The sequence below is a fragment of the Nocardioides albidus genome, assembly GCF_006335005.1.
In the GTDB taxonomy this organism is placed as follows: Bacteria; Actinomycetota; Actinomycetes; order Propionibacteriales; family Nocardioidaceae; genus Nocardioides; species Nocardioides albidus.
Window position 1 is genome coordinate 79,080 of record NZ_VDMP01000019.1, and the last position, 25,967, is coordinate 105,046.

The 25,967-nt window shown below is 71.2% G+C and carries 23 protein-coding genes; 18 read left to right on the plus strand and 5 right to left on the minus strand.

Annotated elements, in window-relative coordinates:
- The 6 genes from FHP29_RS06275 to FHP29_RS06300 form a co-directional block, all read left to right on the plus strand.
- Positions 1–1,487 (plus strand): 1-deoxy-D-xylulose-5-phosphate synthase N-terminal domain-containing protein (locus FHP29_RS06275; RefSeq protein ID WP_240044344.1); only part of this gene is annotated, 1,487 nt, incomplete at its 5' end.
- A complete protein-coding gene (locus FHP29_RS06280; RefSeq protein WP_139622003.1) occupies positions 1,468–2,733 on the plus strand; it encodes a hypothetical protein in 1,266 nt (421 codons plus the stop codon). The genes FHP29_RS06275 and FHP29_RS06280, both read left to right, overlap by 20 nt.
- Entirely contained in the window at positions 2,730–4,223 is a 1,494-nt protein-coding gene (locus FHP29_RS06285) for an amino acid permease (RefSeq protein ID WP_139622004.1), read from the plus strand. The genes FHP29_RS06280 and FHP29_RS06285 overlap by 4 nt, the downstream gene beginning before the upstream one ends.
- A 9-nt stretch (positions 4,224–4,232) precedes the next feature.
- Positions 4,233–5,183: a PAC2 family protein gene (locus FHP29_RS06290; RefSeq protein ID WP_240044345.1), complete on the plus strand. Its 951-nt coding sequence runs from the start codon at positions 4,233–4,235 to the stop codon at positions 5,181–5,183.
- Positions 5,180–6,043: an acyl-CoA thioesterase gene (locus tag FHP29_RS06295; RefSeq protein ID WP_240044346.1), complete on the plus strand. Its 864-nt coding sequence runs from the start codon at positions 5,180–5,182 to the stop codon at positions 6,041–6,043. The genes FHP29_RS06290 and FHP29_RS06295 overlap by 4 nt, the downstream gene beginning before the upstream one ends.
- A gap of 54 nt (positions 6,044–6,097) precedes the next feature.
- The gene (locus FHP29_RS06300; protein ID WP_139622005.1) at positions 6,098–8,194 is read left to right on the plus strand and encodes an elongation factor G-like protein EF-G2; all 2,097 of its coding nucleotides are present in this window, start codon (positions 6,098–6,100) and stop codon (positions 8,192–8,194) included.
- A gap of 8 nt (positions 8,195–8,202) precedes the next feature.
- Here the strand turns inward: FHP29_RS06300 and FHP29_RS06305 are convergent, their stop codons facing one another.
- Positions 8,203–9,069, minus strand: coding sequence for a MaoC family dehydratase (locus FHP29_RS06305; RefSeq protein WP_240044347.1), 867 nt, complete (start codon positions 9,067–9,069; stop codon positions 8,203–8,205).
- Positions 9,070–9,071: 2 nt separating this feature from the next.
- On the minus strand, positions 9,072–10,406 hold the full coding sequence (locus FHP29_RS06310) for a 3-oxoacyl-ACP reductase (RefSeq protein WP_139622006.1): 1,335 nt from the start codon (positions 10,404–10,406) through the stop codon (positions 9,072–9,074).
- 97 nt (positions 10,407–10,503) lie between these two features.
- Between FHP29_RS06310 and FHP29_RS06315 the strand changes: the two genes are divergently transcribed.
- Positions 10,504–11,784: an acetyl-CoA C-acetyltransferase gene (locus FHP29_RS06315; RefSeq protein WP_139622008.1), complete on the plus strand. Its 1,281-nt coding sequence runs from the start codon at positions 10,504–10,506 to the stop codon at positions 11,782–11,784.
- 73 nt (positions 11,785–11,857) lie between these two features.
- Here the strand turns inward: FHP29_RS06315 and FHP29_RS06320 are convergent, their stop codons facing one another.
- The 3 genes from FHP29_RS06320 to FHP29_RS06330 are packed head-to-tail and all read right to left on the minus strand — an operon-like array spanning position 11,858 to position 14,751.
- Positions 11,858–12,544, minus strand: a complete 687-nt coding sequence (locus FHP29_RS06320; protein ID WP_139622009.1) for a TetR/AcrR family transcriptional regulator — start codon at positions 12,542–12,544, stop codon at positions 11,858–11,860.
- 57 nt (positions 12,545–12,601) lie between these two features.
- Positions 12,602–14,128, minus strand: a complete 1,527-nt coding sequence (locus FHP29_RS06325) for an ATP-dependent DNA ligase (RefSeq protein WP_139622010.1) — start codon at positions 14,126–14,128, stop codon at positions 12,602–12,604.
- Between the two features lie 14 nt (positions 14,129–14,142).
- Positions 14,143–14,751: a TetR/AcrR family transcriptional regulator gene (locus tag FHP29_RS06330; protein ID WP_205013919.1), complete on the minus strand. Its 609-nt coding sequence runs from the start codon at positions 14,749–14,751 to the stop codon at positions 14,143–14,145.
- A 121-nt stretch (positions 14,752–14,872) separates the two neighbouring features.
- On the opposite strand from FHP29_RS06330, the gene FHP29_RS21595 reads away from it, so the two are divergent.
- From FHP29_RS21595 to FHP29_RS06380, 11 genes are all read left to right on the plus strand, one after another.
- A complete protein-coding gene (locus FHP29_RS21595) occupies positions 14,873–15,862 on the plus strand; it encodes a DNA-3-methyladenine glycosylase family protein (protein WP_240044360.1) in 990 nt (329 codons plus the stop codon).
- Between the two features lie 113 nt (positions 15,863–15,975).
- Positions 15,976–16,800: an MlaE family ABC transporter permease gene (locus FHP29_RS06335; RefSeq protein ID WP_139622012.1), complete on the plus strand. Its 825-nt coding sequence runs from the start codon at positions 15,976–15,978 to the stop codon at positions 16,798–16,800.
- Complete coding sequence (locus FHP29_RS06340; RefSeq protein ID WP_240044348.1) at positions 16,800–17,669, plus strand: MlaE family ABC transporter permease; 870 nt, start codon at positions 16,800–16,802, stop codon at positions 17,667–17,669. Before FHP29_RS06335 ends, FHP29_RS06340 begins: the two co-directional genes overlap by 1 nt.
- A 9-nt stretch (positions 17,670–17,678) precedes the next feature.
- Positions 17,679–18,737, plus strand: a complete 1,059-nt coding sequence (locus FHP29_RS06345; RefSeq protein WP_139622014.1) for an MCE family protein — start codon at positions 17,679–17,681, stop codon at positions 18,735–18,737.
- Positions 18,734–19,750, plus strand: coding sequence for an MCE family protein (locus FHP29_RS06350; RefSeq protein ID WP_139622016.1), 1,017 nt, complete (start codon positions 18,734–18,736; stop codon positions 19,748–19,750). Before FHP29_RS06345 ends, FHP29_RS06350 begins: the two co-directional genes overlap by 4 nt.
- Before the next feature lie 5 nt (positions 19,751–19,755).
- The gene (locus FHP29_RS06355; protein ID WP_158296496.1) at positions 19,756–20,730 is read left to right on the plus strand and encodes an MCE family protein; all 975 of its coding nucleotides are present in this window, start codon (positions 19,756–19,758) and stop codon (positions 20,728–20,730) included.
- Positions 20,727–21,791, plus strand: a complete 1,065-nt coding sequence (locus FHP29_RS06360; RefSeq protein WP_139622018.1) for an MCE family protein — start codon at positions 20,727–20,729, stop codon at positions 21,789–21,791. Before FHP29_RS06355 ends, FHP29_RS06360 begins: the two co-directional genes overlap by 4 nt.
- A gap of 8 nt (positions 21,792–21,799) precedes the next feature.
- A complete protein-coding gene (locus FHP29_RS06365; RefSeq protein WP_139622019.1) occupies positions 21,800–23,017 on the plus strand; it encodes an MCE family protein in 1,218 nt (405 codons plus the stop codon).
- 1 nt (position 23,018) lies between these two features.
- Positions 23,019–24,104, plus strand: coding sequence for an MlaD family protein (locus tag FHP29_RS06370; protein ID WP_139622020.1), 1,086 nt, complete (start codon positions 23,019–23,021; stop codon positions 24,102–24,104).
- A 5-nt stretch (positions 24,105–24,109) separates the two neighbouring features.
- Positions 24,110–24,664 (plus strand): hypothetical protein, encoded by a 555-nt coding sequence (locus tag FHP29_RS06375; protein ID WP_139622021.1) that lies wholly within the window; start codon positions 24,110–24,112, stop codon positions 24,662–24,664.
- Between the two features lie 31 nt (positions 24,665–24,695).
- On the plus strand, positions 24,696–25,958 hold the full coding sequence (locus FHP29_RS06380) for a phospholipase D-like domain-containing protein (protein ID WP_240044349.1): 1,263 nt from the start codon (positions 24,696–24,698) through the stop codon (positions 25,956–25,958).
- Positions 25,959–25,967: the final 9 nt, after the last annotated feature.

Consider the following 25,967-nt stretch of genomic DNA (forward strand, 5'->3'; position numbering starts at 1 on the left):
GGGAGGCGCTCAACAACATCGCGATCCAGCACGACTCCAAGCTCGTGATCGTGGTCAACGACAACGGCCGCTCCTACACGCCCACGATCGGCGGTCTCGCGACGGCGCTCACCACTCTGCGCACCAACCCGCGCTACGAGCACGTCCTCGACATCGTGAAGCGGCGCCTGACCGCCGTCCCCGGAGTCGGCGCGGCGGCCTACGACGCGCTGCACGCGATGAAGAAGGGCATCAAGGACGCGCTGGCCCCGCAGGGCCTGTTCGAGGACCTCGGGCTCAAGTACGTCGGCCCGGTGGACGGCCACGACCGGTCGGCCATGGAGCACGCGCTCGCGCAGGCCAAGCGGTTCGGTGGGCCCGTCATCGTGCACGCGATCACCCGCAAGGGCTTCGGCTACGACCCGGCCGAGCGGCACGAGGCCGACCAGTTCCACGCTCCGGGACCCTTCGACGTGCAGACCGGGGCGGAGAAGCCCAAGGGCAAGATCTGGACCGACCACTTCGCCGACCACGTCGTCGAGATCGGCGAGCGTCGCCCCGACGTCGTGGCGATCACGGCCGCGATGATGCACCCGGTCGGGCTCGACAAGTTCCAGGCCAGGTTCCCCGAGCGGACCTTCGACGTCGGCATCGCCGAGCAGCACGCCGCGACCTCCGCGGCCGGCCTCGCGATGGGGGGCATGCACCCCGTGTTCGCCGTCTACGCCACCTTCCTCAACCGCGCCTTCGACCAGGTGCTGATGGACGTCGCGCTCCACAAGTGCGGCGTCACCTTCGTGCTCGACCGCTCCGGCGTCACCGGCGACGACGGCGCCAGCCACAACGGCATGTGGGACATGTCCCTCCTGCAGGTCGTCCCCGGGCTGCGCCTCGCCGCGCCCCGCGACGTCACCCGGATGCGCGAGCTGCTCGACGAGGCGGTCGAGGTCGCCGACGCGCCGACCGTCGTCCGGTTCCCGAAGGGACCGCCGCCGGAGGACGTTCCGGCGATCGACACGGTCGGCGGCTGCGACGTCCTCGTGCGCAACGGCGCCCGCGACGTCCTCGTCGTGTCCGTCGGCTCGATGGCGACCGTCGCGGTCGACGTCGCCCAGCGCCTGATCGACCAGGGCATCGGCGTCACCGTCGTCGACCCCCGCTGGGTCAAGCCGGTCGACCCCGCGCTGGTCGAGCTCGCCCGCACCCACCGCCGCGTCGTCACGATCGAGGACAACGGCGTCGTCGGAGGCGTCGGTGCGGTGCTGCTGCAGACCCTCGCCGCCGCGGACGTCCGCACGCCGGTCCGGGTCCACGGGATCCCGCAGGAGTTCCTCGACCACGCCAAGCGAGCCGCGATCCTCGAGCGGATCGGGCTCACCCCTTCGGCCATCGCCCTCGAGGTGCTCGACGACATCGCCCGGGACAGTGCTGGGGACAGTGCTGGGGATGGTGCGGCCGAGCCCGCTCCGGAAGGACGGACGCTCCTCGATGTCGACGGCTCGCGCTAGGGCCGTTCTCCCGGCCCTGGCCCTGCTCCTGCTGCCGCTCACCGCCTGCTCCGACGACCCGCCGCCGCCGACCTACTCCGGCACCGGGTACGACGACGTCGCGACCCTGATGCAGAGGACGCTCCACAAGCGGGCCCGCGGCCTGCGCACCCACGACGTCGCCCGCTTCCGCCGCGCGCTCGACCGCTCCGACGCGGGCCTGGCCGAGGAGCAGCAGACCTACTTCGACAACCTGGCGCAGCTCCCCGTCGGCGAGCTCAGCTACGAGGTCGCCGCCGACACGATCACGCCGGTCGAGGGCGGCCAGGACTACTGGGCGGAGGTGGTGCTCAGCCTCGGACTCGACGGGTACGACGCCGCGCCGGCCCGCACCCGCGACCGGTTCCTGTTCACGCCCTCGCCCGACGGCCGCCGGCTCGTCATCACCTCGACCACCGACCACGCCTGGGAGAGCACCCACCCGGGCAACGTCCAGCCCTGGGACCTGGGCCCGGTCCACGTCGAGCAGGCCTTCGGCGTGCTCGGCATCTTCGACGACACCACCGTCGCGCGGGCCGACGCGGTCCTCGACGCCGCCGGCAGCGGCCGGTCCGACGTGCGCAGCGTGATCGGGGCGGCCGCGGACGGCTCCTCCCGGGGAGTCGTCGTCTACTCGCTGCGCGATCCGGCCTTCCTGCGCGGCCTCGCCGACCAGACGGTGGGCGACCCGGACCGCGCGGACGGGCTCACCATCGCCGTGCCCGTCGACGCGACGGACGCCGAGCAGGGCGTCGCGTCGTACCGGGTCTTCCTCAGCCCGCGGGTGCTCGACCAGCCTGCCGGCGTCCTGGGTCGCCTGGTGCGCCACGAGCTGACCCACGCCACCCTCGGCGCGCGCGGGCAGGGTGCGCCGCTGTGGCTGAGCGAGGGCTTCGCCGAGTACGTGTCGGTCCAGGCCATGGCGCCGACCCGGCGTCGGCTTCCGGCCCGTGCGCTCGATCTCGCCGCGAGCGTGACCCGGCTGCCCGGTCCGGCCGAGTTCGCCGGTCCCGACGCGGAGGCGTGGTACGCCGTCTCGTGGTGGGTGTGCGAGTACGTCGCGAACGTCTACGGCACCCCGATGCTCCTGCTGCTGCTCGACCGGCTCGCCGCGGGCGCGGACCAGCAGCAGGTTCTCCCCGATGTCCTCGGTGTCACTCCCGCACAGTTGGCGCAACGGGGTGTAGGACTGATGCAACGCACCTACTCGGGCCAGGAGACCTCATGAGCCTCTTCCGCACGAAGTCCGTCGAGCAGTCGATCGCCGACACGGACGAGCCGGACCACCGGTTGCGCAAGGACCTATCCGCCTTGGACCTCACGGTCTTCGGCGTCGGTGTCATCATCGGCGCCGGCATCTTCGTGCTGACCGGCACGGTCGCGGCCAGCAACGCGGGTCCCGCCCTCGCGCTCAGCTTCATCATCGCGGCGGTCGCCTGTGGGCTCGCGGCGCTCTGCTACGCGGAGCTCGCCTCGACGGTCCCGGTCGCCGGCAGTGCCTACACGTTCAGCTACGCGACCCTCGGCGAGCTGGTGGCGTGGATCATCGGCTGGGACCTGGTGCTCGAGTTCACGGTCGGCGCGGCCGCGCTCTCCACCGGGTTCTCCGCCTACCTGCAGGAGGTCCTCGACATCGGCGGCGTCACGCTGCCCGCGCAGATCAGCTCCGCCGCGACCGGCGTGGTCGACCTCCCGGCTGTGGTGATCGCCCTTCTCGTCACCTTCCTGCTCATCCGAGGCACGAAGTTCTCCAGCCGCTTCAACCAGTTCGTCGTCGCCCTCAAGCTGGTCGTGGTCGCCGCGGTCATCGTGGTCGGCATCGGCCACATCGACGTCAGCAACTGGACGCCGTTCATCCCCGACGCCCAGCCCGCGCCGGAGGCCAGCGGCGGCTTCGCCGACGTTCCGCTGATCACCAGCCTGCTCGGCCTCGAGCCCGCCGTGTTCGGCCTCGCCGGCGTCATCTCGGGCGCCGCGATCGTCTTCTTCGCCTTCATCGGCTTCGACATCGTCGCCACCACCGCCGAGGAGACCAAGAACCCGCAGCGCGACGTGCCGATCGGCATCCTCGGCTCGCTGGCCATCGTCACGGTCCTGTACGCCGCGGTCAGCCTGATCGTCACCGGCCTGCGCAGCTACAAGGACATCGACCCCGACAGCGCCGCGCCGCTGGCCGACGCGTTCGAGGCCTCCGGCGTCGACTGGATGCCGAACCTCATTTCGATCGGCGCCTGCATCGGCCTCGTCGTGGTGGCCATGATCCTCATGCTCGGGCAGTCCCGCGTGGGCTTCGCCATGGCCCGTGACGGGCTGCTGCCGCGCGGGCTGGCGAAGGTGCACCCGACCTGGGGGACGCCGTACCGGATCACCATCCTGACCGGCATCGCCGTCGCCACCATGGCCGGGCTCGTCGACCTCAGCACGCTCGCGCACCTGGTCAACATCGGCACGCTGTTCGCCTTCATGCTCGTGAGCGTCGGTGTCGTCGTGCTGCGGCGGAGCCGGCCCGACCTGCCGCGCGGCTTCCGCACGCCGCTCGCCCCGGTCGTCGCGGCCGTGTCGACGCTGATGTGCTTCTACCTCATGCTCAACCTGACCGGCGACACCTGGATCCGGTTCGGGGTGTGGATGGCGATCGGGTTCGTCGTCTACTTCGTCTACGGGCGCAGTCACAGCCGCCTGCAGCCCGCGCCCGTCAGGACGACGACGGGGGAATAGGCTCTGCGCGTGACCCCATCGCCCCGGCTCGTCCACATCGTCGACGAGGTTCCCGAGCTGGAGGAGGTCGACGGTCTCGCGATGGTGCTCGCGCTCGACGGCTTCCTCGACGCCGGCAACGCGGGCGCGCTCGCCTGCCGGCACCTGGTCCGCACCGGCGCGTTCTCGACGGACGGCGGGGGAGTCGTGGTGGCGACCTTCGATGTCGACCAGCTCCACGACTACCGCGCACGGCGGCCCCCGATGACCTTCGCCCGCGACCACTACGAGGGCTACGAGCCGCCGCGGCTCGTCGTGCGGCTGCTGCGCGACGCCGGCGGCACGCCGTACCTCCTGCTGCACGGGAGCGAGCCCGACATCCGGTGGGAGGCGTTCAGCCGCGGCGTCCGGGAGGTCGTCGAGCGCTTCGGCGTCGCCCTGGTCGTGTCGATGGGCTCGGTGCCGATGGCGGTGCCGCACACCCGGCCGATCGCGATCACCCACCACGCCAACAACCCCGAGCTGCTGACCGGCTCCAGCCCGTGGCGCGGCGAGCTCCGGGTGCCCAGCAGCGCGCAGGCGCTGCTCGAGGTGCGCCTGGGCGACTGGGGCCACGACGCGCAGGGGTTCGTCGCCCATGTGCCGCACTACCTCGCGCAGCTCGACTACCCGCGCGCCTCGGTCTCCCTGCTCGAGCACGTCGAGCTGGCCGCGCGGCTCACGATCGACCTCACCGACCTCCGCTCCGAGGCCGACGAGCGCGAGGAGGAGATCGACCGCTACCTCTCCGCCAACGACGAGGTCCGTGATGTCGTGACCGCGCTCGAGCAGCAGTACGACACCTTCGCCCGGGCCGAGCAGGAGGGCAGCAGCCTGCTCGCCGAGGACGAGCCCCTCCCGACCGGCGAGGAGATCGGCCGTCAGTTCGAGCAGTTCCTGGCCGGCCTCGAGGGCCCCGACGAGACCGGAGGACCGGCATGAGCGACCGGGTGATGGGCGAGGCGACCCGCCGGCTCGTCGCCCTGCTGGACCTCGAGCGGCTCGACACCGACCTGTTCCGCGGCCAGCAGCCCGAGACCGTCCGCCAGCGCGTGTACGGCGGCCAGGTGGCCGCGCAGGCGCTGATCGCCGCGTCGCGCACCGTCGAGGAGGGGATGCACGTGCACTCCCTGCACTCGTACTTCCTGCTGCCCGGCGACTACCAGGTGCCGATCATCTACGACGTCGAGCGGATCCGCGACGGCCGCTCCTTCGCCACGCGCCGGGTGCTCGCCCGCCAGCACGGCCGGCCGATCTACTACCAGTCCCTCAGCTTCCAGCGCGCCGAGGAGGGTCTCGAGCACCAGGACGTGATGCCCGAGGTCCGGCCGCCCGAGCAGGGGGTGGACCTGATGACGCGGATGGCCGAGCGCGGCACCGACGACGGGCTGAGCAAGGAGTGGGCCGCGCTCGACGTGCGCTGGCTCGGCAACTCGTCCCACGGCCTGGAGCCGGACCCGATGCACCCCGCCCAGACCCAGGTGTGGATCCGGGTCGACGGCCGGCTCAGCGACGACCCGATCGAGCACCTCGCGACCTTCACCTACGCCAGTGACGTCTCGCTGCTCGGCGCGACCCTCGCCGCGCATCCCGACACCAGCCCGCGCAACATCCAGATGGCCTCGCTCGACCACACGATCTGGTTCCACCGGCCCTTCCGCGCCGACGAGTGGTGGCTCTACGACCAGTGGTCCCCGTCGGCCAGCGGCGGACGCGGCCTCGCCCTGGGCCGGATCTTCACCCAGGACGGCACCCTCGTCGCGACCGTCGCGCAGGAGGGCCTGATCCGTCCGTCCCGCTGACCTCTCCCGCACTCGGGGCTTGTCTCCGGCGTCCAGCAGGAGTTACGTGAACCCATGGCGGACAAGCGCGCGGAGAGGCGGGGCGAGCACGACCTCGCGGTAGCCGGGCCCGAACAGGTGCGCAACGTGGCCCTGGTCGGGCCCTCCCACTCGGGCAAGACCTCCCTCGTGGAGGCCCTGCTCCTGCACGCCGGGGCGATCAACCGGGCAGGCAGCACAGCCGAGGGCACCACGGTGTGCGACACCGAGGACGCGGAGCGCAGCCACGGACGCTCCATCTCGCTCGCCGTCGCGCCGCTGATGCACCGGCGCGCGAAGGTGAACCTGATCGACACCCCCGGGTACGCCGACTTCGTCGGTGACGTGCGCGCGGGCCTCCGGGCCGCCGACTGCGCCCTCTTCGTGGTCGCGGCCAACGAGGAGGTCGACGAGAGCACCCGGCAACTGTGGCGCGAGTGCGACCAGGTCGCGATGCCCCGCGCGGTCGTGGTCACCAAGCTCGACCACCCCCGCGCGGACGTCGACGCCATCGTCGCCCAGGCCCGGGAGGCGTTCGGCGGCAAGGTGCTGCCGGTCTACCTCGCCGCCGACGACGGGCGCGGGCTGACCGGGCTGTTGAGCGGGGGCGGCGACATCGACGACCCGCGCCGCGGCGAGCTGATCGAGGCGATCATCGAGGAGTCCGAGGACGAGGACCTGATGGACCGCTACGTCGGCGGCGAGGAGGTCGGCCTCGACGTGCTGGTCGCGGATCTGGAGACCGCGGTCGCCCGGGCCAGCCTCCACCCGGTCGTTCCGGTCTGCGCCACCACGGGGGTCGGGCTCGGCGAGCTGTTGGACCTGTGCGTCGACGGCTTCCCGTCCCCGCTGGAGCACACGTCGCCGGAGGTCTTCACCCCCGCCGGCGCGGCCGTCGGCCGGGTGTCCTGCGACTCCACGGGTCCGCTGGTCGCCGAGGTGGTGAGGACCGCGAGCGACCCCTACGTCGGCCGGATCAGCCTGGTCCGGGTGTTCTCCGGGACCCTCGAGCCGGACACCGCGGTCCACGTGTCGGGCCACTTCTCCTCCTTCTTCACCGCCGCCGCCGGCCACGAGGACCACGACGAGGACGAGCGGATCGGCGCGGTCGGACACCCGTTCGGCGCCGCGCAGGTGCCGGCCGCCCGGGTGCTGGCGGGCGACCTCGGCACCGTGGCGCGGCTCTCCCGCGCGGAGACCGGCGACACCCTGTCGGCGGTCGACCAGCCCCTCGTCCTGCGCCCTTGGTCGATGCCCGACCCGCTGCTGCCCGTCGCGATCGAGGCGGCCACCCGCTCCGACGAGGACAAGCTCTCCCAGGCGCTGGCCCGGCTGGCCGCCGAGGACCCGAGCCTGCGCGTCGAGCACAACGCCGAGACCGGCCAGCTCGTGCTGTGGGCGATGGGGGAGTCCCACGCCGACGTCCTGCTCGAGCGTCTCGCCGACCGGCACGGGGTCGCCGTCGAGCAGCGGGAGCTGCTGGTGCCCCTGCGTGAGTGCGTCACCGCGCCGGCGAAGGGGCACGGCCGGCACGTCAAGCAGTCCGGCGGGCACGGCCAGTACGCCATCTGCGACATCGAGATCGAGCCACTCCCCGAGGGCAGCGGCTTCGAGTTCGTCGACAAGGTGGTCGGAGGCTCCGTGCCGCGCAACTACATCCCCAGTGTCGAGAAGGGCGTGCGCGCGCAGATGGAGCGCGGGTTGCGGGCCGGCTACCCGGTCGTCGACCTGCGGGTCACCCTGACCGACGGCAAGGCGCACAGCGTGGACTCGTCCGACATGGCCTTCCAGAGCGCCGGCGCGCTGGCGCTGCGCGACGCGGCCGAGGCGGCGGGCGTCTCGATGCTGGAGCCGTACGACGAGGTCGGCGTCCTGGTGCCCGACGACCTGGTCGGCCCGGTGATGAGCGACCTGAGCGCGCGACGGGCCCGGCTGCTCGGCAACGAGAACGTCGACGGCGGCCGGACCCTGGTGCGGGCGCACGTCCCGCAGCGCGAGCTGGTCCGCTACGCCGTCGACCTCCGGGCGGCGACGCGAGGCGCGGGCACCTTCACCCGCGCCTTCGCGCACTACGAGCCGATGCCGGAGGAGCAGGCGCGGCAGGTCGTGCCGCGCCTGCACCACCAGGGCTGACCAGGTGGCTAGAGGGCGGTGGTGCGACCCAGCAGGTGGGGCGCGCCGCTCTTCGGGTTCACGAGCGTGAAGTCGTAGCCGGCCGCGTTGGCCTGGGCGCCGAACTGCGCCCTGCCCGGCAGGAAGATCGGCTTCTTGAACGCGACCTCGACCCTGACGGCGTCGGGCAGCCGGTTCTCCAGGGCCGCGATGCAGCGCGCCTTGCTCCACATGCCGTGGGCGATGTGGCGCGGGAAGCCCAGCGCCTTCGCGGTCAGCGGGTAGAGGTGGATCGGGTTCCGGTCGCCCGACACGGCGCCGTACCTGCGCCCGATGTTCTCCGGGACGCTCCAGACCGGGCCCTTGGCGTCGATCGGGGTGAGCGACATGCCGGGGTCGCCCTGCTCCTTGTCGCCCTTCCCGACCCGCAGGTAGGTCGACACCGACTCCCACACGACCTCGTCCGGGCCGCCCGATGTCCCGGCGACGGTTGCCTGGACTCGCATGTCCCAGGCGCGGCCCTTGGTGCTGGCCCGGAGGTTGTCGGCCTTCAGCGACAGCGACACGGTCTCGCCGATCGCGACCGGCCGATGCTGGACGATCGTGTTCTCCAGATGGACCGAGCCGATGGCCGGGAAGGGGAACTTCGCATCGGTCATCAGCTGCATGTGCAGCGGGAACGCCAGCATGTGCAGATAGGGCACCGGCGCGACGTCGCGGTTCGGGAAGCCGCAGACCTCGGCGTACCGCTCCACGGCCGATCGCTCCACCACCACGTCGTTGCGCGACAGGGTGAGGTCCGGCAGCGCGCCACCGGTCTTCTTGATGCCGGGGAGCTGGTTCACGCCGGGGACCGCGGGCAGCGCGGCCTTGAGCATCACCGGGAGGCCGGCCACGGTCAGGCCCCCAGCATCATCTGGCCGCAGACCCGAACGACGTTGCCGTTGACGGCGGTCGATGCGGGGGAGGCGTACCAGGCGATGGTCTCGGCGACGTCGACCGGAAGCCCGCCCTGGGACATCGCGTTGAGGCGCTGGCCGACCTCGCGGGTCGCGAACGGCACGGCCGCGGTCATCTGGGTGATGATGAAGCCCGGCGCGACGGCGTTGACGGTGATGCCGTCCTTCAGCTTGTCGGCGAGCGAGTCGACGAAGCCGATCACGCCGGCCTTCGACGCGGCGTAGCTGGTCTGGCCGAGGTTGCCGGCGATGCCCGCGATCGAGGCGACGCCGATGATCCGGCCGTTGGCGTTGATCACGCCCTGCTCGAGGAGCTCGGCGGTGATCCGCTCGGGGGCCTCGAGGTTGATCTGAAGCACCTTGCCGAAGCGCTCGGGGGTCTGGTTGGCCAGCTTCTTGTCCATGGTGACGCCGGCGTTGTGCACGACGATGTCGACGCCGCCGTGCTTCTCCTTGAGGTGGTGCGCGATCCGCTGCGGCGCGTCGGGTGCGGTGATGTCGAGGGTGAGCCAGTCGCCGTCGAGCTCGTTCATGACCTTGACCAGCTCGTCGGCGGCCTGCGGCACGTCGAGGCCGACGACCTTCGCGCCGTCGCGGTGCAGCACCCGGGCGATCTCCTCGCCGATGCCGCGGCTGGCGCCGGTGACGAAGGCGATCTTGCCGGCCAGCGGCGCCGTCCAGTCGGCGAGCGCCGAGCCGTGGGTCTCGTCGTGGGCGCCGATCCGGACGACCTGGCCCGAGACGTACGCCGACTTGGGGCTGAGCAGGAAGCCGAGCGTGGAGAGCACGGAGTCCTCGTAGCCGTCCGCGACGTAGACCAGCTGGACGGTGCCGCCCTTGCCGATCTCCTTGCCGAGGCTGCGGGTGAAGCCCTCGAGCGCGCGCTGGGCGATCTGCTCGCTGCCCTCGACCAGGCCCGGCGGGGTGCCCAGGACCACGACGCGCGCGCAGCTCTCGAGGCTGCGCATCAGGGGGGTGAAGAACCCCTGCAGCTCCACGAGCTGCTCGACGGTGGTGATGCCGGTGGCGTCGAAGACCAGGCCCTTGTACTTCTCGCCCTCGGCCTGCTCGCCCACCGACGCGATGCCGAGGACGTCGAGCAGACCGGGCAGGGACTCGGCCAGCCGGCCGCGGCCACCGACCAGGACGGTGCCCTGCACCAGCGGGTCGCCGGCGGTGTAGCGGTCCAGCTTGGTGGGGTTGGGCAGTCCGAGGTTCTTGACGAGGAGCTTGCCGATCGGGGAGCTCACGAAGCCCTGGTACTTGTCAGTCATGTGCACCATGTAACTAGATGTGTAACTCTGAGTCCACATTTCGTGATCTCGCCCTCAAACGGTTCTCCGGAGGGCACCGCTGCGTGAGGATGGAACCATGACCGAGACTGTTCGCCGGGCCGCCGTACTGGGCGGTAACCGCATTCCGTTCGCCCGCTCCAACGGCGCCTACGCCACCGCCTCCAACCAGGAGATGCTGACCGCCGCGCTCGACGGCCTCGTGGCTCGCTTCGGCCTGGAGGGCGAGCGCCTGGGCGAGGTCGCCGGAGGTGCGGTCCTCAAGCACAGCCGCGACTTCAACCTGGTCCGGGAGTCGGTGCTCAGCACCCGGCTCGCCCCCGAGACCCCGGCCGTCGACCTGCAGCAGGCCTGCGGCACCGGCCTCCAGGCGATCAACTACATCGCCAACAAGATCAAGCTCGGCCAGATCGACTCCGGCATCGGCGGCGGCGTGGACACCACCTCCGACGCGCCCATCGCGATCTCCGAGAAGCTGCGCAAGAAGCTGATCCAGCTCAACAACGCGCGCTCCGCCAAGGACCGCCTCGCGATCCTCGCGACCATCCGCCCCGGCGACATCGGTCTCGCCGTCCCGTCCAACGGCGAGCCGCGCACCAAGCTCTCCATGGGCGAGCACCAGGCGCTGACGGCACTGGAGTGGCAGATCACCCGCGAGGCCCAGGACGAGCTGGCCGTCACCTCGCACCACAACCTCGCGGCGTCGTACGACGAGGGCTGGCAGGACGACCTGATCACGCCGTTCCGCGGCCTCGAGCGCGACAACAACCTGCGCGCCGACTCCTCGCTGGAGAAGCTCGCCACGCTCAAGCCGGTCTTCGGCAAGGGCGAGGCGGCCACGATGACCGCCGCCAACTCGACCCCGCTGACCGACGGCGCGTCCGCCGTCCTGCTCGGCTCCGACGAGTGGGCCGCCGCCCACGGCCTCGAGGTCCTCGCCTACTTCGTGGACTCCGAGGTCGCCGCCGTCGACTTCGTCAACGGTGCCGAGGGCCTGCTGATGGCGCCGGCGTACGCCGTGCCGCGGATGCTCGAGCGCAACGGCCTGAGCCTGCAGGACTTCGACTTCTACGAGATCCACGAGGCCTTCGCCTCGCAGGTCCTCTCGACGCTGGCCGCGTGGGAGAGCCCGGTGTTCTGCAAGGAGCGCCTCGGCCTGGACGCGCCGCTCGGCTCGATCGACCGGGCCAAGCTCAACGTCAAGGGCTCCTCGCTCGCCGCCGGCCACCCGTTCTCGGCGACCGGCGGGCGGATCGTCGCCAACACGGCCAAGCTGCTCAAGGCCAACGGCGGCGGCCGGGCGCTGATCTCGGTCTGTGCGGCGGGCGGCCAGGGCGTCGTCGCGATCATGGAGCGCTGACCGTCCCCGAGACGCAGCGAACGGCCCGTCCCCCTCGGCTGATTCCAGGGGACGGGCCGTTCGTCGTACCAGGTCAGACGGTGACCAGCGCGAGCGCGGAGCGCACCAGGTAGGAGCGCACCTGCTGCGCGGAGATCTGCCCCACCGTCGGGATGCCGGGCGCGGCCTCGCTGACGAGGATGCCGAGCCGGGCCAGCTGCAGAGCGCCCAGGCCGCTGGCGTAGAGCGCGTTCGCGAGCAGGACGGGGTCGTCGCTGAGTGTGAAGGCGCCCTCGTCGACCCCCTGGGCGAGGGTGTCCGACAGCACGGTCAGGCAGGAGGTGATGCCGCGGCCGAGGCGGAACAGCGGGCCCTCCGCGATCTCGTCGAGCAGCTCCTCGCCGGGGCGCACCATGAGCGCCTGGGCACAGTCGACGAACGCCGGATGCGCGACGCCGTAGTCGACGAAGGCGCCGACGATCCGCTCCAGCCGGTCAGCCGGACTGCTCCCACTCGCGGCCGCGTCCGCCATGGCGTCGTGCAACTCGTCGAGGTAGCCGACGAGGGTGAGCGCGAAGAGCTCCTCCTTGCCGGTGAAGTGCCGGTAGACGATGGCCCGGTTGATCCCGACCGCGCTCGCGATCTCCTCGATCTGGACGTCGCGGACGCCCCGGGAGTCGAAGATCTCGCGGGTCGCCGCGATGATCGCCGCCTGGCGTGCCCTCCGGCGGGCAGCCGCGGCCTTGCGGCGGCCGTCGGTGGCCGGTGCGTTGGTCGCCATGAGGCGAGTGTACGAGACGTGCAACTCGGTGTTGCAACATCTCCGACCGAGTGCTGGTCAGCCGTCGGCGAGCGCGCGGACGGTCTCGATGGTGTCCGCCTCCTCGGCGCTCTTGTCGTCGCGGTAGCGCACGACGCGGGCGAACCTCAGCGCCAGGCCGCCGGGGTAGCGGGTGGAGCGCTGGAGACCGTCGAAGGCGATCTCGACGACCTGCTCGGGACGCACGGTCACGACCCACCCGTCGTCTGCGACCTCCAGTTCGCGGAACCGTTCGGTCTGCCAGGCCAGCATCGCGTCGGTCATCCCCTTGAACGTCTTGCCCAGCATCACGAAGCCGGTGGGCGAGGAGGGGTCCCGAGCGCCCAGATGGATGTTGGAGAGCCAGCCACGGCGGCGTCCGGAGCCGTGCTCGACGGCGAGGACGACGAGGTCGAGGGTGTGGACGGGCTTGACCTTGACCCACGCCGAGCCGCGGCGTCCGGCGTCGTACGGCGCGTCGACGGACTTCACGACGACTCCCTCGTGACCGGAGGCGAGCACGTCCTCGGCGAAGGAGGTGGCCTCGGCGACGTCGGTGCCGACCCAGCGGCGCACCCGGTGCGCGGCGGGGACGAGGTCCTCCAGGACCTGCCAGCGCTCGCGGGCCGGGCGGTCGATCAGGTCGGTGCCGTCGAGGTGGAGCACGTCGAAGAAGTACGGCGACACGACCGCCTCGCTCGCGGCCGGGCCGGCGGTGCGCGAGGCGGTCTCCTGGAAGGGCCGGGGTCGCCCGTCCGCGGCGAGCCACAGGGCCTCGCCGTCCAGGACCACGTCGGTCGCGGGCAGGGCGCGGACGATCGCGACCACCTCGGGGAGGCGGTGGGTGATGTCGTCGAGGCTGCGGGTCGCGACCACGACCTCCTCGCCCGAGCGGTGCACCTGGATCCGGATGCCGTCCAGCTTGGCGTCCACGCCGACCTCGGGAAGCGCGCGGCCGCCGGCGGCCTTGGCCACGGCGGCGGCGACGTCCGGGGCTGAGGAGGCCAGCATCGGCAGGATCGGGCGTCCGACACTCAGGCCGACCCCGCCGAGCGCCTCGACGCCGGCGAACGCCTCGTCGACGACGTACGTCGCACCGCCGGCCAGCATCGCCGCCCGGCGCACCGCGGCCAGCGGCACCTGTGCCGCGGCAGCGAGGGCCTCCGTGACGACTGCCTCGAGCGCGCCCTGGCGCACCTCGCCGACCGCGACCGCTCGCAGCCACGCCTGCTCGGGCGCGGTGGCCCGGCCGAACAGGTCGACGACCGCCGCGGATCGCAGCGCCGCGGAGCCGGATCCGGCCAGTCGCGACATGGCCTCGAACGAGGCGTCGACCTCGGCGACGTCGAGGGTGGGGGCGGGCGCTGGGGGAGGGAGGGCCTGGAGGCTGCGCCAGCCCAGGCCCGTGCGCCGCTGACGGAGCCGGCCGCCGAGGTAGTGGGCGACGAGCGCTCGCTCACCCGGCGCGGCCGCGAGCAGGAGGCCGCTGATCAGCCGGGTCTTCTCCTTGCGCGAGCGGGTCGCCGCCACCCGGCCGGAGACGTCGACGAGGTCGCGCAGCAGCATGGTGGGCCCGGCGATCAGCGGGTGGCTTCCACGGACGCGGCGGTCACCGCGCCGTCGATGACCTGCTCGTAGACCCGGTCGAGGTCGAGCACCTCCGCGCTGGTGCCGGACAGGTCGCCGAAGTAGCCGGCGACCTCCAAGGACACGAACCCGTGCAGCGAGGCGAAGAGCGCCATCGCGCTCTGCAGGAGGCGGTCGTCGGGCAGGCCCGCGGAGCGGACCATCACGGCCAGCGCCTCGATCGCGTCGAGCGCCGCGGCGTAGAAGGCCTCTCGGTCGATCGGCGGTCGGGTCAGGGCGGCGTAGCGCTGGGGATGACTGCGGGCGAAGGCGCGCAGGGCGTGGCTGAGGGCGCGCAGCCCGGCGGTGCCGGCGTGCCCCATGGCGGCGCTGCGGACGTGCTCGCCGAGCAGTCGCATCGCCCGCACCTGGATGAGGGCACGAAGGTCCTCGAGGTTCGCGACGTGGTTGTAGAGGGAGGACACCCGGGCCTCGAGCTCGGCGGCGAGCGAGGTCATGGTGAGGGCGTCGTACCCGTCGCGGTCGACGAGCGCCTCCGCCGCCCGGAGCACCGCCTCCTGGTCGAGACGGGCCCGGCGGGTGCGGGTCGTGTCGATGCTCAACTGCCCTCCGGAGCCTGAGGAAGATCAGGGACCAACGAAAGATGTTCGTGGTTGTGTGACAGAGCCTAGTGTCTTCGGAGTCCTCATGCGGAGAGCGGTCTCGCCGTAGGGTGCTGGCGTGATGTCACCGGACGGCTCCCTCGCGGGCGGCTCCGACGCGGGCGGCTCCGACGCGGGCGACGCCCCGCAGGTCCGCTCCTGGTCGCCCGGACGCCCCGTCCCGGTCGGGGCGCTGCTGGGTCAGCAGCGCCACGGTGGCGGTGACCCGACCCACCGCCTGGCCGTGGCCGGGCGGCACTGGCGTGCCTGCCGCACGCCGGACGGCGTCGCGACGCTGGCCGTCTCCGAGCAGGACGCCGACGGCGCTGTCACCGCCCACGCCTGGGGTCCCGGCGCCGCGTGGGCGCTGGCCCAGCTGCCGGCCCTGCTCGGCGAGCTCGACGACTGGACCGGCTTCGAGCCCCGCCATCCGGTGCTCGTCGAGGCGCGACGGCAGCATCCCCACCTGCGCCGCGGGCGCACCGGCCTGGTCCTCGAGGCCCTGGTGCCCGCGATCATCGAGCAGAAGGTCACCGGCCAGGAGGCGTTCGCCGGCTTCCGCGCGCTCGTCCGCCGCTACGGCAGGCCCGCGCCCGGGCCGGGGGCGGCCCTGGGCCTGATGGTCCCGCCCGACCCGGACACCCTGCGCGGGATCCCGTCGTGGGAGTGGCTGCGGCTGCACATCGACCCGGCTCGCAGCCGGGCCGTCGTCACCGCCGCGCGCCACGCGGAGTCCCTCGAGCGGGCCGCCGAGCTGCCGGGCGAGGAGGCCGAGCGACGCCTCCGCGCGCTGCCGGGGGTCGGGGTGTGGACCGCCGCCGAGGTGCGCCAGCGTGCGCTCGGCGACCCGGACGCGGTGTCCTTCGGTGACTACCACGTCGCCAAGGACGTCGGGTGGGCGTTGGAGGGACGGCTGTTCGACGACGCCGAGCTGGCCCGCTACCTGCGCCCCTGGCAGGGGCACCGGGGCCGGGTGCCGCTCCTCCTCGGCGCGGCGGGGCTGCGGCGTCCGCGCCGCGGACCCAGGATGGCGCCCCGGGGGCATCTCGGCACTCGGGCCCGAAATGCGTGACCTCTGCGCGTGATTACTGTTACACCTCGCAACAGGCAGTCCCGGGGGTCTGTCCGAGCCCGGTTCACCGGTGAAGAAGGCAGGGGTGGAATGGACGAGAGGCGGGTGCCCGGATGAGCGCCGTGGTCGCTGGCGGACGCTCCGTCCTCGACAGCTTGACGGGCCGGTTCAAGGCCGGTGTCGTCACCACCGGTGAGCTGGTGAAGCTGGCGGTGGAGTCCATCCAGTGGGGCTTCTCCGACATCGTCGCTCGCAGGTTCTCGTGGTCGGAGTTCCTGCTGCAGTGCTGGTTCATGACCCGGGTCTCGCTGCTGCCGACGATCCTGGTCGCCATCCCGTTCGGCGTCATCACCTCGGTCCAGATCGGCGCGGCGGCCAACCAGATCGGCGCCCAGTCGTTCATCGGCGCGGTCAACGGCATCGGCGTCCTCCGCCAGGGTGCGCCGCTCGTGACCTCGCTGATGATCGCGGGCGCCGTGGGGTCGGCCGTCTGCGCCGACCTGGGCGCGCGCACCGTGCGCGAGGAGATCGACGCGCTCAAGGTCATGGGCATCTCGCCCATCCAGCGCCTGGTCGCACCGCGCATCCTCGCCGCGCTCCTGGTCTCGGTCCTGCTGACGATCATCGTCGCGATGACCGCCATGACCACCGCCTTCGTCATCGTGGTCGGCGGCGGCCAGATCTCCTCGGGCACCTATCTCGACTCGTTCGTCGGCCTCGCCCAGCCCGGCGACCTCGCGCTCGCGGAGTTCAAGGGCCTGCTGTTCGGGTTCGTGGCGATCATCGTGTGCGCCCACAAGGGCCTCAGCGCCCACGGCGGCCCCAAGGCCGTCGCGGACGCCGTCAACCAGGCCGTCGTCCTGAGCGTCATCCTGCTCGCCGTGATCAACGTCGGCCTGACCCAGGCCTACGTGATGCTCTTCCCCGGAGGTGCCTGATGTCCGAGGTCCAACTCGGTCGCGGAGTCGGCGCCCGGTTCTCCGACGCCCTCGTCGGCGTCGCCGACTCGCTGATGAGCACGCTTGCGCTGCTCGGCTCCTTCGTCAGCTTCTCGGGCAAGGTCTTCCGCGAGGTCCCGGCCACGGTGGCCCTCTACCCCAAGGAGGTGCTGCGCCAGATCAAGGACATCGCCTGGGGCAGCGGCGCCCTCCTCGTGGGCGGCGGCACCGTCGGCGTCATGGTGCTGCTGTCCGTCGCCGCGGGTACGTCGATCGGCATCGAGGGCTTCAACGGGCTCGAGATCGTCGGCCTGGCCCCCCTGACCGGCTTCATCTCCGCGAGCGTCAACACCCGTGAGCTCGCTCCGCTGATCGCCGCGCTCGCCCTCGGCGCCCAGGTCGGCTGCCGGTTCACCGCGCAGATCGGCTCGATGAAGATCCACGAGGAGATCGACGCGCTCGAGGTGATGGCGGTCAGCGCCGTGCGCTACGTCTGCACCACCCGCGTCATCGCCTGCATGGTCGCGATCCTGCCGCTCTACCTCATCGGCCTGATCGGCAGCTACATCGCCTCGCAGGCCTCGGTCGTCATCCTGTTCGGCCAGTCACCGGGCCAGTACGACCACTACTTCTCGACCTTCATCCAAGGCAGGGACATCGTCTTCTCGATCGTCAAGATCCTGATCTTCGCGCTGACCGTGGCCCTGATCCACTGCTGGTACGGCATGCGGGTCGGGGGCGGCCCGCAGGCGGTGGGCGAGGCGACCGGAACCGGCATCCGGGCCAGCATCGTGTCCATCGTCCTTCTCGACATGGTCCTCACCCTCGTGTTCTGGGGCGGCGACCCGGGCTTCCGGATCTCGGGGTGAGGTGAGGACATGGCACGCGAGATCTCCCGCAACCAGTTGGCCCGGCGAGGCCTGATCGCGCTCGTCGCGCTCGCCGTCATCGGCACCTTCATCACCCTGCGCAGCAACGGCACCTTCGGCTCGAAGCCGCACGTGACCGCCGAGGTCGCCAACGCCGGCGGCGCGCTGCGCGCCGGCTCCGACGTCAAGATGAACGGCGTCATCGTCGGCAAGGTCTCCGAGATCAGCCGCGCCGCCTCGGGCGGCGTCACGGTCGACATGGAGATGTCCCGCAAGGACATGGACGTCGTCCCCGGCAACGTCGTGGCCCGGATCCTGCCGGCCACCGTGTTCGGCACGACGTTCGTCGACCTGGTGGTCCACGGCGCTCCGTCCGGCGAGCTCAAGGCCGGCGCCAAGGTCCCGGCCGACAGCAGCCAGGAGACGCTCGAGCTCCAGCAGGCGCTCGACGACATCGACCGGCTCGTGAAGGCGCTCGGCCCGGCCGAGCTGGCCTCGGCCATCGGCTCGGCGGCCGAGGCGCTCGACGGGCGAGGCGGCCAGATCGGTGCCACGGTCCGCACCCTGAACAGCTACCTCGACCGGATCAACCCGCGGATGCCGCAGGTGCGCGCCGATCTTAAGGCGCTCGCCTCGACGACCCAGCTCGTCAACGAGATCGCCCCCGACCTGCTCGACGCGACCGACGACGTCCTCGTCACACTGCACACGATCGTCACCCAGGAGGCCGCGATCACCGCGCTGATCAGCGGCGGCACCAACCTGGCCAGGACGTCGCGTGCGTTCCTGAGGAAGAACGAGAAGAACCTGGTGGACTTCATCAACGGCTCGACCGTGCTCCTCGACGCGGTCTACGACAACCGCAAGGCGGGCATCACCGACGCGTTCGCCGTCAACATCCTGCTCGGCGCCAACCTGCCGGCGGCCGTCCGGGGCGGATTCGTGAAGACCGACGGCACACTGCGGCTCTCGCCGCCGCCCTACTACAGCAGCGGCCAGCAGCCGGTGTACCGCACGGGCAGCGTCGACCCCGCCGGCTCCGGACGCCTGTGGGGGGACGGCCGATGACCGGGCTGCGCTCCATCGCGATCAAGTTCGCCGCGTTCGCCGCGGTGAGCGGCCTGATGCTGCTCCTGCTGGTCAACACCATGCAGAACGGCGTCAGCGGCGGCACGCACGAGTTCAAGGCGCAGTTCGCCGACGTCAGCGGCCTGCGCGTCGGCGACGACGTGAAGGCGGCCGGTGTCCGGGTCGGCCAGGTCAAGGACATCAAGGCGACCGCCGACGGTGCCGAGATCCAGGTGGAACTGGTCAAGGACCAGCCGCTGCTCGACACCACGAGGCTCGTCATGCGCTACCAGAACCTGCTCGGGCAGCGCTACATCTCGCTGGTCCAGGGCGCGCAGCGCGGGCCGGCCCTCAAGGACGGCGCCACCGTCCCCGTCACCCGCACCGACCCCGGCTTCGACCTCACCGGGCTGCTGAACGGGTTCCGCCCGCTGTTCAAGGTCCTCCAGCCCGGTGACGTCAACAAGCTGGCCACCTCGCTGGTCAAGGTCCTGCAGGGCGAGGGCGGGACGGTCGAGCAGCTGCTCGCCCAGACCGGTCAGCTCAGCAACTTCCTCGCCGACCGCGACGCCGTGATCGGCGAGGTGATGACCAACCTCAAGCCGGTGCTCGACAACATGGCCGGCCAGGGCGACGAGCTCTCCCAGACGGTCGTCGAGCTGCGCAAGCTGATGACCGGGCTGGCCGAGGACCGCAAGTCGATCGGCGCGTCCATCGACGGCGTCAGCCGGCTCGTCGGAGCGACCAGCTCGCTGCTCAAGGAGGTCAAGGTGCCCCTGACGAAGACCACGGACCGACTGGTCACCGTCGCGGACATGTTCGAGAGGTCCCGGTCGAGCCTGGTGGAGGCGATCCCCGCCTTCACGACCGTGTTCGAGTCACTCGGCCGCGCGACGTCGTACGAGAACGCGCTCAACGTGTACGTCTGCTCGCTGTCGATCGCTCTGACGCCCAACGGCGCCGGCATCAACCCGGTCGGCAACAACGGTCCCTGGTCGGCGGCATGCCGATGAAGCCCATGAACGAGCGCAACCCGCTGCGCGTCGGCATCGTGACCCTGGTGATCCTCGGCCTGATCGGGGCGGGCGTCGTGTACCTGTCCGTCGCCAACTTCGGCACGAAGAACTACACCGCGCTGCTCGAGCACACCGGTGGCCTGCGCAACGGAGAGGACGTCCAGGTCCACGGCGTCATCTCCGGCAAGGTCACCGGCATCGAGATCCAGGACGACCACGTGCAGGTGTCCTTCGCCCTCGACTCCGACATCTCCCTGGGCGACCGCTCCTCGGCGACCGTGAAGGTGGCCACGCTGCTGGGCACCCACTACCTCGAGGTCGACCCGCACGGCACGGGCAGCCTGGCCAGCGGCCAGATCCCGCTCGAGCGGACGTCGGTGCCCTACAACCTGCAGGACGTCATCGAGAAGGGCTCGGAGGCCCTCGACGAGCTCGACCCCGAGCTGCTCGCCAAGGCGCTGACCGCGATGGCCGGCACCCTCGGCGCGAGCCAGGACGAGATCGGGCCGGCGCTCGAGGGCGTCGCCCGCCTCTCCGAGGTCGTCTCGAAGCGCTCGGACCAGGTCGGCGGCCTGCTCGAGTCCACCCGCAAGGTCACCGACCAGCTCTCCGCCAGCAGCCAGGACATCGTCGGGCTGATGAAGCAGACCAACCTGGTCGTCAGCGAGATCACCGCCCGACGCGAGGCGATCCACCGGCTCCTGGTCGAGACCACCGACCTGTCCAAGGCGCTCACCGCGATCGTGAAGTCCACCGACGGCAAGCTCAAGCCCGCGCTCAAGGACGTCAAGGCCGTGCTCGACACCCTCAACCGCCAGGACAAGCAGCTGACCAGGCTCCTGGAGAACATGGCGCCCGCGGTCCGCTACGTCGCCAACGCGACCGGCAGCGGGCCCTACCTCCCGCTCTACCTCAAGCCGCCGGCGATCCCGGCCGACGACACCACCTGCAAGCTCGAAGGGACGTGCCAGCGATGAGCGCGGCATCCACGAAGCGGACCACCGGCGCCCGGTACGCCGTCCGCGCCGCCGCGGCGGTCGTCGCCACCCTCGCCGTCCTGACCACCTCGGGGTGCGGCCTGGTCGGCGGGGGATCGGACCCGATCACCGTGAAGGCCTACTTCGCCGACTCCGCCGGCCTGTTCGTCGGCAACGACGTCGGCGTCCTGGGCGTGACGGTCGGGGAGATCACCGCGATCGAGCCGGCCGGGGACAAGGTGCTCGTGACCATGGAGATCGACTCCGACCAGCCCGTCCCGGCCGACGCCGGCGCGGTGGTCGTGGCCCGGTCGGTCGCCACCGACCGGTACGTCGAGCTCACGCCCGTCTTCCACGAGGGGGACGAGAAGATCGCCGACAACGCCACGATCGCGCTCGACAGGACGCAGACGCCGGTGGACTTCGACCAGGTGCTCGAGTCCCTCAACGACTTCGCCACCGGCATCGGCGGCAACGCGGAGACCACCAAGGCGGTCCAGCGGTTCATCGACGCCGGCACCCAGGCCCTGCAGGGTCGCGGGCCGCTGCTCAACCAGACCATCCACTCGCTGGCGGACGGCGTCGACGGGATCGCCGCGCATCGCGAGGACATCGCGGCGACGCTGAAGTCCCTCGACGTGCTGCTCACGACCATAGCGGCCAACGAGGACACCGCGCGCACCTTCATCCAGCAGGTCTCCAGCGCCTCCCAGCTGCTCGCCGACGAGCGCGGCAACTTCCAGCAGGCGCTCCGCTCGCTCGACGAGGCGGTGACGACGGTCGCGAAGTTCGCCGTCGACAACCGGCAGTCGATCGTCGACAGCCTCGACGGGTCGACCACCCTGATGAAGACCCTGCTGAGCAAGCAGGACCAGCTCGCCGAGATCCTGCGCGTGATGCCGCTGGCCCTGCAGAACCTGCAGCTGATCCAGGGCGACCGCCTCCCGGTCCGGATCGACCCGCTGATCCTCGACCCGCTCGGCGGTCTCCTGCAGCAGCTGTGCCAGGGCCTGCTCGGACCGCTGTGCAACACCATCAACGGCGTGCAGCCGGGATCGTGAGGGAAGCGATGACACTGACCCCTGCGAAAAGGACAGGCACGACCGCCGTACGCGCTGCGCTGGTCGCGCTGCTGGCCATCGTCCTCGGCGTGCTCTCGGCCTGCAGCACCACGATGCGCGACCTCCCCATCCCGGGCACGGGCGTCTCCGGCGACACCATCGAGATCAAGGCGGAGTTCGACGACGCGCTCAACCTGGCCGTCGGCGCGCCCGTCAAGGTCAACGGCGTCGACATGGGCAAGGTCAAGTCGATCGAGGCCGACGACTTCACCGCCCGGGCCACCTTGACGGTGAAGAAGGACGCCGCGGTCCGCGAGGGAGCCCAGGCACGACTGCGCTACACCACGCCCCTCGGTGAGCTGTTCGTCGACGTGACCAACCCGGCCGCGGGCTCCGTGCTCGCCGACAAGGCGGTCCTGACCCGCGAGAGCACCCGCACGGCCCCGTCCGTCGAGGACGCCCTGTCGCAGGCGTCGCTGCTGATCAACGGCGGCGGGCTCGACCAGCTGCAGACGGTCACCGAGGAGCTCAACACGGCCCTCAACGGCAACGAGTCCGACTACCGGGCACTGCTCGACAAGGCCTCGGTCTTCCTGACCCAGGCCAACTCGACCACCCAGGCGATCGACGGGGTGCTCACCTCGCTGAGCTCGCTGTCGACCACGCTCAACGGACGCAAGAAGACCATCAACCGGGCGCTGAGGGAGATCCGTCCCGCAGCGAAGGTGCTGCGGGAGAAGACGCCCGCCTTCACCGAGCTGCTCGCCGAGGTCGAGAAGTTCACGGGCGCGGCCAACGACACGGTCACCAAGACCCGCTCCCAGCTCCTCACCATGCTCAGCGAGCTCGAGCCCGTCCTCGCGGAGTTCGCGGCCAACAACGGGGTCTTCGAGAAGTCCCTGCAGGCCGTGATCAAGGCGGCCGGCGCCGCCGACGAGGTGATCGGCACCGACTACCTCAACATCGCCCTCGAGCTGCACCTCGACAACCTCAACGTCGCGGGCGCCCTCACCGGCGGCGTCACCGGGCTGGTCACCGACCTGCTCGACCTGATCGGGCTGGACAAGCTGATCCCGGGCGTCCCGCTCCTCGGCGGCGGCAAGACCGGCGCCAAGGCGGGCGCGAAGAGCGGGCCCGCGCCGGTGCCCGGCACCACGACCGGGACCACGTCGGACCCGCTGGGACTCAACGGCCTCCTGGGGGCCCTGTTCGGACGGGGGGCCTGAGATGAAGCTCCTGGGCAATCGGCTCTACCTGAGCCTGGCCGGCATCATCGTCGTGCTCATCGTGACGACCGCCTACATCTTCGCCGCCGTCCTCGACCAGCCCCTGACCTCGCGTCCGGTGGAGGTCAAGGTGGAGCTCGCGCAGACCGGTGGCCTGTTCGAGGGCTCCGTGGTCACCTACCGCGGCATCAAGGTCGGCAAGGTCCGCTCGATCGTCCCCACCGCCGAGGGCGTCGAGGCGACCATCAGGATCACCTCCGGGACCGAGGTCCCGAAGGACTCGGTCGCGCGGGTGCGCAGCCTCTCGCCCGTCGGTGAGCAGTACCTCGACTTCCAGCCCAAGCAGACCAAGGGGCCCTTCCTGGCCACCGGCGACGTCGTGCCCGCCGAGTCCACCGACCTGCCCAAGAGCCTGAGCTCGACGGTCGTGGCGGTCAACAACGTGCTGCGCCAGATCGACGACAAGAAGCTGCGGATCGTCCTGAGCGAGCTGAGCACCGGACTCAAGGGCACCGGTGACGACCTCGGTCAGATCCTGGACCAGGGCACCGCGATCCTGCAGACCCTGGACGAGGTGTGGCCCGAGACCGACCGGATCATCAGCAACTCCGGCAGCGTGCTGTCCATCGCCACCGACAACGCCGACTCCCTGCGCCGGCTCGCCCGGTCCGCCAAGCAGTTCGCGGCCTTCCTGCGCGACTACGACCCCGAGCTGCGCGATCTCCTCAAGCGGGGCCCGGGGCAGCTCGACGAGCTCGTCAAGCTGATCGAGGACGCCAACCAGGTGCTGCCCGGCTTCTTGTCGACCGGGGTCAGCTTCACCGACGTGTTCCGCTCCTACGAGCCGCACCTGCGCGCCCTGCTGCAGAACTACTCGCCCGGTCTGCGGTCGCTGCTCTCGAAGGTCGTCGGCGGTGAGCTGCGCATCGAGCTCATCCCCGACATGGACCCGCGGTGCAGCTACGGCACGACCCGCCTCGACCCGAAGCGCACCGAGCGACGCGCGCTCCAGAAGGACGGACGCTGCGCCGCGTCGTTCGCCACGCTCCAGCGCGGGGCCGCCCACGCGCCCGGGCCGGTACGGTGAACCGGGTGACACCACTCCTGCGCTCGCGCGGGCCCTGGGCGCTGCTGTGTGCCCTGCTGCTCGCGGTCGGTCTGCTCGCCACGGGCTGCGGCTCGGCCTCCGACGACAAGGCACTCGAGGACGCGCTCGCGAAGGTCGACGAGCTGTCCGCGCGCGACGACGCCGAGAAGGCGGCGGTCGCGGCCGCGAAGGAGGTGCTCGTCCAGGTCACGTCGTACTCGTGGAAGGACGGCGAGCACGACTTCGCCTGGCTCGACCGGCTGTCCAACGCGGAGCTCAAGGAGAAGCTGGCAGCCAACGTCGCCAAGCTCCAGGAGGCCATCGTCGACGGCAAGGTCACCGCGAAGGGACAGGTCGTGGACGCGGCGGGCCGCGTCGTCGACGAGACCCAGGTCGAGGTGCTGGCCTTCGTCGACCAGGTCATCACCGACGACCACAACCCCGACGTCAAGGTCGACCAGCAGCGGGTCAGCATGACCATGAAGCTCGTCAAGGGCGAGTGGCTCGTCGATCGCCTCGACGTGCTGACCGGGGACAACAGCACCGAGGGCACGCAGTAGCGGACTCTGCGCAACCATTACTGTGACGCGCGTGGGACTCGACGACGGCGACGCTCTGGACGGCCTGCGGACCGTGCTGAGGCGTGTCCTGCTGGCCCTGGTCGGCATCCCGTTCGTGGTCGCCATCGCGATGTCCCTCGTCGACTCCTACCGGCGCCGCGGCAAGCGGCCCAAGCCCTTCCCGACGACGCCGCCCAGCACGGTGTCCGTCGGCGACGGTGCCGTGACGACGTACACCTACGGCCGTGACCTGTACGACGACATGCTGGCGGCGATCGAGGGCGCGCAGCGGCAGATCCTCTTCGAGACCTACATCTGGAAGGGCGACGCCACGGGGGAGCGGTTCAAGAGCGCGCTCATCGCCGCCGCCGAGCGCGGTGTCGACGTCTACTGCATCTACGACGGGTTCGCGAACCTCGTGGTCTCGCCGGCCTTCCAGCACTTCCCGACGAGCGTCAAGGTGCTGCGCTATCCCGTCTACTCCGCCGGGTGGAGGTTCTTCGACCTGCGACGCTACGGGCGCGACCACCGCAAGATCCTCGTCGTCGACGACAACGTCGGGTTCGTGGGCGGCTACAACATCGGCTCCGCCTACGAGTCGGAGTGGCGCGACACCCATGTCCGCATCACCGGCCCCGCGGTGTGGGACCTCAAGCGGGCCTTCGCCGACTTCTGGAACCTCAACCGGCGCCGGCGGCTGCGCCACTCCGAGCGGCCCCTGCTGCTGGAGACGGCCTCCACCTGGGAGCCGCGTGTGCGGGTGCAGCGCAACGTGCCGCGGCAGTGGATGTTCCCGATCCGCGCGATGTACATCGAGGCCATCAACCGCGCCAGCCGCAACGTCTGGATGACCCAGGCCTACTTCCTGCCCGACGAGGACTTCATCGACGCGATGAAGGCCGCGGCACGCCGCGGCGTCGACGTACGTCTCCTGCTCCCGCTGAAGTCCAACCACATCGTCGCCGACTGGATCTCCCGGGGCTACTTCGCCCAGCTGCTCGACGCGGGGGTGCGGATCCTGCGCTACCGCGACGCGATGGTCCACGCGAAGACCGCGACCGTCGACGGCACCTGGGCGACCGTGGGGACGGCCAACATCGACCGGCTGAGCCTGTCGGGCAACTTCGAGATCAACGTGGAGATCATCGACGAGGGGTTCGCCCGCGAGCTCGAGGAGATCTTCGAGGTCGACCAGTCCAACTGCCTGGAGCTGACCAGCGGCGAGTGGGAGGCGCGCGACGTGCACCGCAAGTTCACCGAGGCGGTCCTGGCCCCGTTGCGTCCGCTGCTGTGAGGAGAGCAC

Excerpts from the sequence above, each read along its gene's own strand:
- FHP29_RS06280 (WP_139622003.1), top strand. The coding sequence starts at position 1,468 with ATGTCGACGGCTCGCGCTAGGGCCGTTCTCCCGGCCCTGGCCCTGCTC.
- FHP29_RS06285 (WP_139622004.1), top strand. The coding sequence starts at position 2,730 with ATGAGCCTCTTCCGCACGAAGTCCGTCGAGCAGTCGATCGCCGACACG.
- FHP29_RS06295 (WP_240044346.1), top strand. The coding sequence starts at position 5,180 with ATGAGCGACCGGGTGATGGGCGAGGCGACCCGCCGGCTCGTCGCCCTG.
- FHP29_RS06300 (WP_139622005.1), top strand. The coding sequence starts at position 6,098 with ATGGCGGACAAGCGCGCGGAGAGGCGGGGCGAGCACGACCTCGCGGTA.
- FHP29_RS06310 (WP_139622006.1), bottom strand. The coding sequence starts at position 10,406 with ATGACTGACAAGTACCAGGGCTTCGTGAGCTCCCCGATCGGCAAGCTC.
- FHP29_RS06315 (WP_139622008.1), top strand. The coding sequence starts at position 10,504 with ATGACCGAGACTGTTCGCCGGGCCGCCGTACTGGGCGGTAACCGCATT.
- FHP29_RS06320 (WP_139622009.1), bottom strand. The coding sequence starts at position 12,544 with ATGGCGACCAACGCACCGGCCACCGACGGCCGCCGCAAGGCCGCGGCT.
- FHP29_RS06325 (WP_139622010.1), bottom strand. The coding sequence starts at position 14,128 with ATGCTGCTGCGCGACCTCGTCGACGTCTCCGGCCGGGTGGCGGCGACC.
- FHP29_RS21595 (WP_240044360.1), top strand. The coding sequence starts at position 14,873 with ATGTCACCGGACGGCTCCCTCGCGGGCGGCTCCGACGCGGGCGGCTCC.
- FHP29_RS06335 (WP_139622012.1), top strand. The coding sequence starts at position 15,976 with ATGAGCGCCGTGGTCGCTGGCGGACGCTCCGTCCTCGACAGCTTGACG.
- FHP29_RS06340 (WP_240044348.1), top strand. The coding sequence starts at position 16,800 with ATGTCCGAGGTCCAACTCGGTCGCGGAGTCGGCGCCCGGTTCTCCGAC.
- FHP29_RS06345 (WP_139622014.1), top strand. The coding sequence starts at position 17,679 with ATGGCACGCGAGATCTCCCGCAACCAGTTGGCCCGGCGAGGCCTGATC.
- FHP29_RS06350 (WP_139622016.1), top strand. The coding sequence starts at position 18,734 with ATGACCGGGCTGCGCTCCATCGCGATCAAGTTCGCCGCGTTCGCCGCG.
- FHP29_RS06355 (WP_158296496.1), top strand. The coding sequence starts at position 19,756 with ATGAACGAGCGCAACCCGCTGCGCGTCGGCATCGTGACCCTGGTGATC.
- FHP29_RS06360 (WP_139622018.1), top strand. The coding sequence starts at position 20,727 with ATGAGCGCGGCATCCACGAAGCGGACCACCGGCGCCCGGTACGCCGTC.
- FHP29_RS06365 (WP_139622019.1), top strand. The coding sequence starts at position 21,800 with ATGACACTGACCCCTGCGAAAAGGACAGGCACGACCGCCGTACGCGCT.
- FHP29_RS06370 (WP_139622020.1), top strand. The coding sequence starts at position 23,019 with ATGAAGCTCCTGGGCAATCGGCTCTACCTGAGCCTGGCCGGCATCATC.